At 64.8% G+C, this 9,728-nt stretch carries 14 protein-coding genes; all 14 read right to left on the bottom strand.

Annotated features, from left to right (window positions below):
• Nucleotides 1–84: 84 nt before the first annotated feature.
• The gene (locus tag Q0632_RS11520) at nucleotides 85–732 is read right to left on the bottom strand and encodes a phage tail tube protein (protein ID WP_298929242.1); all 648 of its coding nucleotides are present in this window, start codon (nucleotides 730–732) and stop codon (nucleotides 85–87) included.
• Nucleotides 733–846: 114 nt separating this feature from the next.
• Nucleotides 847–1,200: a DUF3168 domain-containing protein gene (locus Q0632_RS11515; RefSeq protein ID WP_298929239.1), complete on the bottom strand. Its 354-nt coding sequence runs from the start codon at nucleotides 1,198–1,200 to the stop codon at nucleotides 847–849.
• Entirely contained in the window at nucleotides 1,197–1,637 is a 441-nt protein-coding gene (locus Q0632_RS11510) for an HK97-gp10 family putative phage morphogenesis protein (RefSeq protein ID WP_298929236.1), read from the bottom strand. The genes Q0632_RS11515 and Q0632_RS11510 overlap by 4 nt, the downstream gene beginning before the upstream one ends.
• The gene (locus Q0632_RS11505) at nucleotides 1,634–1,954 is read right to left on the bottom strand and encodes a phage head closure protein (protein ID WP_298929233.1); all 321 of its coding nucleotides are present in this window, start codon (nucleotides 1,952–1,954) and stop codon (nucleotides 1,634–1,636) included. The genes Q0632_RS11510 and Q0632_RS11505 overlap by 4 nt, the downstream gene beginning before the upstream one ends.
• Nucleotides 1,954–2,535, bottom strand: coding sequence for a phage head-tail connector protein (locus Q0632_RS11500; protein WP_298929230.1), 582 nt, complete (start codon nucleotides 2,533–2,535; stop codon nucleotides 1,954–1,956). Before Q0632_RS11500 ends, Q0632_RS11505 begins: the two co-directional genes overlap by 1 nt.
• 57 nt (nucleotides 2,536–2,592) lie before the next feature.
• On the bottom strand, nucleotides 2,593–3,015 hold the full coding sequence (locus Q0632_RS11495) for a hypothetical protein (RefSeq protein WP_298929228.1): 423 nt from the start codon (nucleotides 3,013–3,015) through the stop codon (nucleotides 2,593–2,595).
• 67 nt (nucleotides 3,016–3,082) lie between these two features.
• On the bottom strand, nucleotides 3,083–4,378 hold the full coding sequence (locus Q0632_RS11490; protein WP_298929226.1) for a phage major capsid protein: 1,296 nt from the start codon (nucleotides 4,376–4,378) through the stop codon (nucleotides 3,083–3,085).
• A 12-nt stretch (nucleotides 4,379–4,390) separates the two neighbouring features.
• Complete coding sequence (locus Q0632_RS11485; RefSeq protein WP_298929224.1) at nucleotides 4,391–5,128, bottom strand: hypothetical protein; 738 nt, start codon at nucleotides 5,126–5,128, stop codon at nucleotides 4,391–4,393.
• Nucleotides 5,129–5,191: 63 nt separating this feature from the next.
• Nucleotides 5,192–6,415, bottom strand: coding sequence for a phage portal protein (locus tag Q0632_RS11480; protein ID WP_298929222.1), 1,224 nt, complete (start codon nucleotides 6,413–6,415; stop codon nucleotides 5,192–5,194).
• Nucleotides 6,415–6,597: a hypothetical protein gene (locus Q0632_RS11475; protein ID WP_298929219.1), complete on the bottom strand. Its 183-nt coding sequence runs from the start codon at nucleotides 6,595–6,597 to the stop codon at nucleotides 6,415–6,417. Before Q0632_RS11475 ends, Q0632_RS11480 begins: the two co-directional genes overlap by 1 nt.
• The gene (locus Q0632_RS11470; protein WP_298929216.1) at nucleotides 6,597–8,261 is read right to left on the bottom strand and encodes a terminase large subunit; all 1,665 of its coding nucleotides are present in this window, start codon (nucleotides 8,259–8,261) and stop codon (nucleotides 6,597–6,599) included. The genes Q0632_RS11475 and Q0632_RS11470 overlap by 1 nt, the downstream gene beginning before the upstream one ends.
• A 2-nt stretch (nucleotides 8,262–8,263) precedes the next feature.
• Nucleotides 8,264–8,722, bottom strand: coding sequence for a hypothetical protein (locus Q0632_RS11465; protein WP_298929213.1), 459 nt, complete (start codon nucleotides 8,720–8,722; stop codon nucleotides 8,264–8,266).
• A gap of 139 nt (nucleotides 8,723–8,861) precedes the next feature.
• Nucleotides 8,862–9,218, bottom strand: a complete 357-nt coding sequence (locus Q0632_RS11460) for an HNH endonuclease signature motif containing protein (RefSeq protein ID WP_298929208.1) — start codon at nucleotides 9,216–9,218, stop codon at nucleotides 8,862–8,864.
• Nucleotides 9,215–9,454, bottom strand: coding sequence for a hypothetical protein (locus Q0632_RS11455; RefSeq protein ID WP_298929206.1), 240 nt, complete (start codon nucleotides 9,452–9,454; stop codon nucleotides 9,215–9,217). The genes Q0632_RS11460 and Q0632_RS11455 overlap by 4 nt, the downstream gene beginning before the upstream one ends.
• Nucleotides 9,455–9,728 lie beyond the last annotated feature (274 nt).

Below are 9,728 nucleotides of genomic sequence, written 5' to 3'. Positions count from 1 at the left end.
TGGAAATGCCCTTGCCCAGCCCCGCCGCCCTGCGAAGAGCGAACGGAGCCGGGTAGGTGCTAGGGGTGGCCTGGCGGCCGGGGATCAGGAGGCGTAGCGCGTCAGACGGTTGTTGCCGTTGAAGCTGGCCGTGTTGCGATTGATCTGGCCGTCTTGCAGGTTCACCGACTCGTTCAGGGCGACCGTGCAGGGGATGAAGACCAGGGAGCCGGAGCGCATGACCATCTTCAGGCAGGTGTCGGTCTGTACGTCGGTCAGCGTCTTCAGCGCGGTGTAGCCGGCCGAGCCGATGGAGTCGGCGTCCAGCTGCATCGTGTAGCTGGTGGCGGTGAAGCCGTCGTTGATCGAGTACTCGACATCGGACTCGATGAACTTGTAGGTGACGGTCTTGGGTTCGCCGCCGCTGGAAGCCGGCGACATCACACTAGTGATCTGCGTGAAGGCCGTGATCTTGCGGACGCTGCCGATGCCGGTGCCGGCCGGGAAGAACGTGGTGCTGGAGGTGTCGGCGCCTTCCAGGACGAAGGTGTCGGTGGTGACCGTCTTGATGCGGAAGTTGCGGCGATGCAGCCGGCCCCAGCCCGAGGTCACTTCGACGATGTCGCCGTTCGTGAAGCCGTGGGTCGCGCTGGTGACGACGGCCTCGGCCGCGTTGGTCACGATGGTGGTGGTCTTCGCCGCGCCGTAGGTCGACGCGATGAAGAACGTGGTTCCGGTTGGTACTTGAGCCATGGTGAGGGCCTTCTTTCGTAAAAAAGCCCGCATCGCGGGCATTGAGGTTCGCCCTCTCGGGCATGAAAAAGCCGCCTTGGATTGCTCCGCGGCGGCTTGTTTGGGGCGGCGCTATCAGCGCGCGCTGTAGATCGAGAATCTCTGGGTGCAGCCGTACCTCTTGGTTTCCGGCTCGTGGCTGCTGATCGGCTCTGATTGGGGGCTCGCCGTGAAGAGATCTGATGCGCAAAGCGCCTCTTCAACTGCTCGCGCCATTGCCAGCGACGTTTCCCGGTCGAATGCCCAGGAGGCCACTTGCATCAGCGTGTTTCGCTTGTCGGCCGGGGTGTTCTCGACGTAGCGCAGAGACTGGCCGCCCGCGCCTTGATAGACTAGGTAGTCGCCCGTTGTGCCAACCGGCGCAACGTCAGGGAAGACCTTTGGCCGGACCGTCTTCAGAACGGTGGTGAGGTCGGCTTCAAAGGTCATGCTTTCCTCACGCGGCGGAAGAACTCTTCACCCATGGCGTTTTGCGCTTTGCCCGCCTGGCTGTGCAGAGCCGGGCCAAGGAAAGGCTGGGCCGCGGCGCGGGAGGTGCCAAGCTCCACCATGTGCCCGTAAGGCGCCTTCGACCGGTTCCAGCTGATCGAATAGGACGCGAACCCGTCGCCGCTCTTCTTCTCGTTAAAGGCTTGGTAGATGGCGTCCCGCAGGTTTCCTGGCTGGAAAAGGTACTTCTGGCCCGTCGTCTTGAACGATTTGCCGTGAAAAAAGTGCTCGTGCTCGGAAACGGGGGCGTTTGCGCGCGTCACCTCGTAGATCACCTGCATCCCTGCCTGCGCGGCGGGGCGGGCCGCCTGCCTGACCTCCTCCCGTGTGGACGCGATGGAGGCTGCAAAAGACCGCGTGTCCATCTTGATGGTCATGCCAGCACTACCTTGCAGTCCAGGTCCGTGTGCTCCTTGCGCTGTTCGTCGGGCAAAACGGCCAGGATCTCGAAAACCGTCGCCCCCAGCTGCACCCGCATGGCCGTGGTCACGTCGGCGCGGTAGCCGATGCGGATCGAGGCGCGCGCCGTCGGCGTCACTGCATTGGCCTTGATCGACTCGGTGCCGGACAGGTAGCGGACATTGGCCCAGGGGCTCAGGAACGTGGCCCAGGCGCCATTCGGCTGGCCGAGGCCGTCCGTCCCCGCCGCCTGGGCCAGGATCAGCACCTTGCGATTGCGCCGGCGCGTGTCCATCAGAAGCCGTAAATCTTGATGTTGTTCAACATGGAATCCCGGGCCTTCTCGTAGGCCTCCCGCTCGGCCGGCGTGTGCGGGTTCAGCGGGGATTCCAGCTCGATGTGGATCAGCATAGCCTGCTTGGCCGCCTTGGGCAGCAGTTCGGCCGTGTAGCCGCAGACCTGCACGATCCGCACGGAATCCATGACGTCCTGCGTCACCGGCCAGTAGTTGCCGAAGCTTGGCGCCAGGTTGCGCGCCAAGCCGTAGGGGCTCAGGGCGTACTTGATGCTGGCAAAGGTCTGCTCATTGCCGTCCGTGTCCGTGTACTTGATGCTGGTGACCTCGCTCACCGGGCACTTGGGAAGCTCGATCACGCCGTCGTCGCCGGGAAAGCAGTCCAGGGCCGCCTCCAGCGTCTGCGGCGCCAGGCCGTGGCCGGTGTAGTGCTCGGCGTACTCGCGGGCGGTGGTGATCAGGGCCTTCAGGGCGTCGTCGTGGCTCGTGTCGTCGTCATCGACCTTGCATTGCAGACGAGCTTCCGCCAGGCTGACCGGCTCATCTTCGAAATCGACGGGGACGGTGATCTTGAATTGCATGTGCAGTCCTATGCAAAAAGCCCTCCGGAGAGGGCTCTTCACGCAGAAGCCTGGTGATCAGGCGGGCGGGTTGGCGGTCGGCGCGGCTTGGGGGCCGGACAGGACGGCAACCGCAGCCAGGACCGCGGCCGAGGCGTTGGCCACCGGCGTGATGGTCAGGCGCGTGTAACGCTTGCTGCCCTTGTAGCCCAGCTTGCGACATTCGTTGTCATCATCGAACTGGAAGGCCGCCAGGACTTCCGTGCCGATCAGGTCGGCGTCGGCAACCGCGGCCGCGTCGCTCAGGTTGGCGACGTCGCCCTCTTCCAGCAGCACCGTGAAGGTGGCGTCGGCGTCGGCGATGGAGCCCGTGGCGATCAGGTAGGTCAGGCCATCGAAGCCCTTGCGGTCGATGATCTGGCCCACCTGGGCGGTGGTGTCCGCGACGGACACGGGGCTGATGACGCGCTTGACGTCGATCAGGTTCATGAGGTCTTTCATGGCGAATTCCTTGAAAAATTGAGTGTGGGGAGCGCCGCCGGAGAACCCGGCGGCGTGGCCTGATGGATCAGGAGGTGGCGATCTTGAACAGCTTGACGGCCTCGAACTTCGCCACTCCGCCACCGACGCGGCGGCGAGCGAGGAAGCGAACGTGCGGGAAAGCCGTGGCCGGGTCACGCAGGACAGCGATGCCCTTGCGCTCGATCACGTAGTAGGCCTGCTTGAAGTCGCCGAAGGCGATGGGGAAGGCGTTGGCACCGATGTCGGCCATGAAGTCGTCGGTGACGACGTTGTAGCCCAGCAGGGTGCCCACAGCGCCGGCCATAAACGAGTCTTTCGTCATGCCCCAGAGGTAGTTGCCCTGGCCGTCCTTCAGCTTGCGGATCGAGCCCAGCGTGGCGTCGTTCATCAGGAACGAGGCGCCGGCACGGTACTGGCGCTTCAGGCCATGCACCAGGTCGATCAGGTAGTCGGACGGGTTGGCCGCAGCCCAGCTGGAGGCGTGGCCGGAAGCCACGTAGCCGATCTTGCCCCAGGCGTAGGACGCATTGGCGACGTTCTCGTAGTCGGTCAGACCACGGGGGCCGTTGATGCCGTTGCCACCGATGAAGTCAGTGCCTTCCATCTCGGCGAACTCGATGCCCATTTCCATTTCCAGGTCGGCGCCGACGTCTTGCGTGGCGTCTTCCAGGGCTTCGCTGGTGATGCGCTGCTCGGACACGTAGGTGCCCGGCTTGAACTCCAGCTCGGCCCATTGCGGCGAGCCGCCATTGCTGGGCGTGGTGTTCTCGCCGCCGCGCGAGGCGCCGGAGGTGCCGGAGGTCTTCACCAGCTTCTTGTAGCTCGCCGAGCCGATGGGGATCACGCGGGCCACCTGGCGCATGGCGCTGTAGCGGTGCACGACACGGTCGATGCCGGCTTCCATCTCTTCACCGACCAGGAAGCCGCCCTGCGTGGAGGTGCCCACATTGATCGTCTTCTTTTCGGCTTCGGTCAGGCCGTCGATGCCCTTGCGGACATAGGAGCCCCAGGCCGCCTTGTATTCGGCGTACTGGTCGGCCGTGACGGGCGCGAACGACTTGCCGGCTTCCATCGCGTTGGCCTGCAGGCGCAGGTTGAAAGACTTCAGGGAGGCTTCGGCGGCCTCGGCCTTTTCCGGGGAAGCGCCGGGGCGGCCAGCCTTGAGGGCGGCGGCCTTGACTTCATCGGTCAGGCGGGTGATTTCGGCGTTGATCGGGGCCAGTTTGGCCTCGAAGTCGCTGGCGCTGGCGCCGGTTTCGACGGCCTTCAGGCGCTCGTCGTTGGTGGTCTTGAACGTTTCCCAGGCTTTCGCCAGGTCGTCGATCGTCTTGATGTCGGACATGATGGATTTCCTTTACTTGGAGGTGAGTACTGCGATCGCTTGCTGGATCGCCTTGGACTGACCGTCCGAGCCAGGCTCCCCCTGGGCAGACAGCGTTTTGAAGCGCGCAATGAGCGCCTCGGCCTGCGACCGGCTGAAACGACCTGCATCCCGCAGGTAGGTCTCGGCATCTCGCACGGTTTGGATGGACTGGATCGTCTTGATCTCGTCCGGAATTTCGGCGCCGGTTGCAACGGCAAGGGAGCGACTGCGAGGGAACACCTCGAACAGCGACTTGGCCGCAGACATGACGTTTTCCGTCAGCATCCGGGGCTCCATGGGGGTCAGCGTCAGCGTGTCGCGCTTGAGCGGCCACAGCGTGATCTCGCCGTCCCGCTTGCGCATGGTCTTGCCGCGCACCGCCTCGCTGGAATTGCCGACCAGGCCGGCCTCGATCATTTCCACCAGCAGGTCGACGTATTTCGCGCGGCGATTGAGCACGCGCTCGACGAAGACGCCCTTGTCGTCGGCCTTCGCGCTCTTCCAGTCGACCACGCCGAGGACGTGCGAGTCGTCGATGCCCATGTTGTCGGGATCGAGACCGTGCTCGAAGTCGACGTACAGCAGGCCGGAATCGGTGTAGCCGCTCTCAAGGCGGGTGCTTTTGGTGAAAAACTCGCCCGCGAGGTCTTTCCCGCCGAAAAGCACGATGTAGTTGCCGACGACGAGGTCGTTTTCCGTCTTCGACAGGGTCTTCAGGTGGTTGTCCATGGCGGCCTTTCGGGCGTAAAAAAGCCCGCAAAAGCGGGCTCAGAACGTCGTTTTGGGGGCGATTTACGCCGTTTGCGGGGCCGGTTTGGCCTGGTTTTGCAGCGGCGGCAGCTTGGCAGCCTCGCCACCGAACGGATCGAGGTCGTCCAGCGCGCGGACCTCGTCTTGGGACATCCAGGCCGGCGATCCGCCAGAGCCCAGGGCCTTCGCGTAGAAGTCGCCGCGGTCTTTGGCCGACGACGCCATCAGCGCATTCGTGATGAACTTGAAGTAGTGCCCGCTGTCGCGGTCGGCATCGGTGAGCAGGTGCAAGTTGGCCGAGTCCTGCACGCGCTTGTACCAGCGGCCCAGAGTACGCACCTTGTGCGCGTTTTCCATGATTTCGGCGCTTGCGTAGGTGTTCGCTTTGTCGCCGGTGAAGCCCACGATGGTGGGCAGCACGCCGAAAAACCGACAAACGTCCTCCACCTGGTCCTGACGCATCTCGCGGTGCTGAGCATCCACGCTCGTCATGGCCGTGGACAACCATTTCGCAGCCCGATCCAGCACCAAAGGGGTGCCGGTGTTGTTGGCGCCGGCCTCCTTCTTCAGCCAGGCTGTCAGCTGCTTCTGTTGCGTGTCGTTCAGCGTGCCCTCGACCGAGTACACCCCGCTCGGGCGCACACCGTTGGCATGCAACGAAGCCGCACTTTCTTCCAGTGCCATCGACAGGCCCAGCGACTCACGCGCCAGATTCAGCACATCCAGGCCCAGCACCCCATTCCAACTTGGCCCGCGCAGGTGCCAGATCTGGCTGGCTGGAATTTCCTGCTCTTCGCCGGACTTTCCGCGCACAAAGTAGCGAACGCTCCAGTCCTCCTGTTGTTCCGCGCGGCAGCGAGCCGGGTCCAGAAGGAAAACCTCGCCGAGTTTGCCGCGATACATGCCCTTGAAGGCATACGCATTGCCCAGGCTCGCGTGCAGTCCCATTGTTTCGATGAACTCGAAGGAGGTCAGGCGACCGTCCGGGCTGACCGTCATCAGCTTGTATGCCGGATGCTTTCTGGCCGCGCGCTTGCGCTCCAGGCCGCCCTCTTCGTAGTCCTGCATCAGCTTGAACGGAACCTGGGCAAGCCCTTGCGAGATTTCTCGCATGCAAGCCAGTGCGGCCGACACCCTGAAGGCGGAATCCAGCGTGACCGATGGGCCCGCCTTGGACTGGCGGCCCAGGTCCATCAGCTGCACCCAGCGCTCCCAGACATTGCCGGCGCTCTTCTGCTCGGCGACAGCGTCGGCCAGGAACCCCATTACTTGGCGCTCCGCGCGGCCATCCAGCCAGCCACCAGCGAGAACAACCCCGCCACGATCCATCCGGCGGGCACGTACACCAGCCCTGCACCGTAGGAAACGCCCGCGGCGCCCCCCACCATCAGCGCATCAGGCCCCCAGGTGGCCGCCTTCGCTGCGAATTTCTGCAGTTTTTGCTTCATCAGGCGGTTTCCCAGAAGGATTTGCCGGTGGACACCGGATTCAGGGCCATCAGCGTCACGGCATCGACGGCCGCCATGAACGGGTCGATCTTTGCCGTCCCGCTGGCCTGCTTCGTGATCGAAATGGCGTTGCCCTGCTGCACTGTGCGAGCGTTGGCGACGCACCAGGCCATCAAGTCCAGCGCGCCGTGCATCAATTCGCCGCCGGCGACCTTGCGCTCCATGGTCTTGATTGCGCCATTGAGGCGCCAGCCCTGCGAAATGGCGACGATCTGGTCAGTCGTGAATTCCCGGCCCGTCAGCGCGTCCACGATGTCGGCAATGCCGGCGCCGTCAACGCCGATTCCTTGCTTTTCAGGCAGCAGGCCGGCGTCGCGCACACGGCAAACGATGTCCGCAACCCCGTCGACGTCGTCGCCCGGCCTGGCCACTAGGGTCAGCTCGCGCGCCCTGGCGAAGTCCTGCAGCCTCGGGGCGATCTCCTGGCGGCGCTTCAGCACAATCTCATGTGCCCAGGCGTGAGCCCACAGCAGCCACCGCCGGGTGTCGCGCTCGCGCCCTATGACTGCGAGGCCCAGCAAATCGTCCAGGCCGCCGCCGTCGATGCCAATCACCGCCACTTCGCAGTGATCGAGGATGTAGTCCAGCGTGATCTTGCGGTCGCCGGCCGCTTCCCAAAAGTCCACGCCCGCCCACCTGTCCGTCCGCAGGTTCAGCCCGATCTCGACGTTCAGGTGCTTGGCCAGGAACTGCTGGAAGGCGCCGTCCTGCTTGGACTGGTTCTTCCTGAGGTTGTCCTCCAGCCATTCGGCGCTCACGGACCGCCCGATGTTCGGGTTCGTGAGGTGGAAGTTCTTCGGGTCCAGGTAGCCCTTGGCCTGGATGATCTCGTCGGGGAACTCATAGAGCACGCCCAGCGATTTCGGGTCCAGGATCTTGCCGTCGCGCACGTCGCGGAAATACTGGAGCTTTTCCTTGAATACTCCGGCCGGCGGCTCGTCGCTCTGGGTGGTCAGGAAAATGACCCAGCCTTCGTCGCGCGAGACCTGGCCGCCCAGGGCTTCCATGAACATGGCTTCGGCGTTCGCCCGCTTGCCGAAGACCCACAGCTCGTCGACCAGGACCCGGCCGGACTTCTTGCCAGAGACCGTTTCCGTGTCGGCCGCCACCACTTTCAGGGAGGCGTTCGTGATCCGATGGGTGATGGTCCGCAGGTGGTCCTGCACATGGAACAACTCGGCCAGTTCTTCGTCCGCCCGGACCATCGCCGCGGCCGGCTTGAAGCTGTTGTCGGCGACCTCCTTCGTGGGCGCCAGGATCAGGTGCTCTTCCTCGTCGCGCCAGCAGACCATGACCGCGGTCAGCATGATCCCGGCCGCGATGGTCGATTTGGTGTTCTTCTTGCTGATCAGGAGGAAGAACTCCCGGATCAGCTGGTTGCCGGTGTCGGGATCGTTGGCGCCGAAGATGGCCGCCACGAAGTCGAATACCCACTGGTCGGAGCACTCGCCGAAAGTGGGCTTGCCGGGCAGGTCCGTGACCCTCAAGGCCTTGAAAATGTCCAGCGCGCGCGCCGCCTGGTCGACATAGATCGGCGCCGGGATGATGCTTTTGCCGGCCAGCAGCCGTTCTGCCCAGTCCGGGCATGCCGTCGACCAGTCCACCGTCAGCCCTTCTTACCGCCGACGACCGCCAGGCGGGGCGGCACGGCCGGCGCAAACTTGCTGGCCGCCTTCTTGGCCGCGTCCTTCTGGCCTTCCTTCTTGCCCAGCGGCGCCGGCTTGGCGTGCATGTAGGGCGCCGCCTGGATGGCCGCCTGGAGCCTGGCGCTTTTCGATGCACCAGGGCTGCGCATGACCGCCAGCAGGTAATCGAGCGGCGCCAGGCCGGCCCGCTGTTCGTCGGTCAGGCCGTCTTCGGAATCCGGGTCGACAGGCTTGACAGGTTCGGGGGCCGGCGCAGGTGCGGGGGCCTCAGGCGCGCGGCCGAAGGGCCAGTTCTCAGGCGCGTCAGCCGTCTTCGTGCCGTCCGCAGCCGTGAAGGCCTTCTTCTTCCGGGGCCGCTTGGCCTCGACCCCATCTTTTGGCTTGCGACCAGCCCCTGGGCGGGCTCCACCTCGTGCCATGTTTGAATTTCCCTATTGAATTCGCCCTCTGTTCAATTCAAACGGAGGGAAATAATCTGCGCGTGAGGAACCATGTGGTTTCCGGGTCGGAAGGTCGGGAAGATTCGACCCCCCTCCCCCTTTGCGCCAGCGTGGTGCGTCAGGTTGCGCGGTGCTGCCCGCAGTTGCAGGCCCTTGCCATCCAGCCCCCTGCCGCCCTCATGGCCGCCTCGCATGCGCTTTTGGCGTCGTGGTGCGGGGTCTGGCACAGCGTCTGCAGGTTGGCCTCTTCGTCCTTGCCTCCTGCCCACAGGGGCAGCGTGTGGTCGGCGATGCAGCCCTTGGCTGTGACCAGCCCTTCCTTCTCGCACTCCACGCACAGGGGCTGGCGGGCGAGGTGGGCAGCCCTGCGGTTCACTGCCTTGCGGCCCCTCATGCGGTTGTCGCCGGCGGCCGGCAGGCCCTGCAGTGTGGAGCGAAGGCGGGGCAGCGTGCTCTTGAGGGTGGTGAGCTTCACCGGGGGCCTGGCGTCTTGGCGCCACAGCTCGGGCAACCGTCGGCGCGGTAGAAGTGATTGCCGCAGCCGAAGGTGTTGTCCGCCATCTCGTGCGGCTGGCCGTGGTCCAGGATGGACTCAGGGCCTGGCATCGGCACGTCGAACGGGTCAGCCAGGGCGGGGCCGCACCAGCTGGCCACCATGGCAGCGCACAGAGCAAGCACCGATACAGCAAGGCAGGCGGTGTTTGCTTCCATGGCGCGTCCTTGTGGGTGTCCCTGCCCGCCCGCCTGTCCTGGGGAGAGCCAGAACCGCGCTGAGCTACGTCAGGGAATGCAGCCGTTATCTCTGTGCCACTGGAGCTGCGAAGGCTGTAGCCACTTCACCCTATGCCTAGAGGCCTGACGGCCCATGAAGCGGCGTGCTGGGTGAGAGGTGGCGGGATAGGTCGGCGGCCTGCAGTGCAGGAGGCGGCCAGGGCTGGGGCAGTCGGCCGCGAATCCGCAACCCGGGGTTTGCAGGGCTTCCGCC

This window comes from uncultured Ramlibacter sp., from assembly GCF_936925435.1.
Lineage (GTDB): Bacteria > Pseudomonadota > Gammaproteobacteria > Burkholderiales > Burkholderiaceae_C > Ramlibacter.
The sequence above is the reverse complement of the archived record's forward strand: the minus strand, read 5'-3'. Positions and strand labels throughout refer to the sequence as shown.

Bases quoted from the DNA above. Each gene is read 5' to 3' on its own strand.
- Q0632_RS11520 (WP_298929242.1), bottom strand. From the start codon at position 732: ATGGCTCAAGTACCAACCGGAACCACGTTCTTCATCGCGTCGACCTAC.
- Q0632_RS11515 (WP_298929239.1), bottom strand. From the start codon at position 1,200: ATGACCTTTGAAGCCGACCTCACCACCGTTCTGAAGACGGTCCGGCCA.
- Q0632_RS11510 (WP_298929236.1), bottom strand. From the start codon at position 1,637: ATGACCATCAAGATGGACACGCGGTCTTTTGCAGCCTCCATCGCGTCC.
- Q0632_RS11505 (WP_298929233.1), bottom strand. From the start codon at position 1,954: ATGGACACGCGCCGGCGCAATCGCAAGGTGCTGATCCTGGCCCAGGCG.
- Q0632_RS11500 (WP_298929230.1), bottom strand. From the start codon at position 2,535: ATGCAATTCAAGATCACCGTCCCCGTCGATTTCGAAGATGAGCCGGTC.
- Q0632_RS11495 (WP_298929228.1), bottom strand. From the start codon at position 3,015: ATGAAAGACCTCATGAACCTGATCGACGTCAAGCGCGTCATCAGCCCC.
- Q0632_RS11490 (WP_298929226.1), bottom strand. From the start codon at position 4,378: ATGTCCGACATCAAGACGATCGACGACCTGGCGAAAGCCTGGGAAACG.
- Q0632_RS11485 (WP_298929224.1), bottom strand. From the start codon at position 5,128: ATGGACAACCACCTGAAGACCCTGTCGAAGACGGAAAACGACCTCGTC.
- Q0632_RS11480 (WP_298929222.1), bottom strand. From the start codon at position 6,415: ATGGGGTTCCTGGCCGACGCTGTCGCCGAGCAGAAGAGCGCCGGCAAT.
- Q0632_RS11475 (WP_298929219.1), bottom strand. From the start codon at position 6,597: ATGAAGCAAAAACTGCAGAAATTCGCAGCGAAGGCGGCCACCTGGGGG.
- Q0632_RS11465 (WP_298929213.1), bottom strand. From the start codon at position 8,722: ATGGCACGAGGTGGAGCCCGCCCAGGGGCTGGTCGCAAGCCAAAAGAT.
- Q0632_RS11455 (WP_298929206.1), bottom strand. From the start codon at position 9,454: ATGGAAGCAAACACCGCCTGCCTTGCTGTATCGGTGCTTGCTCTGTGC.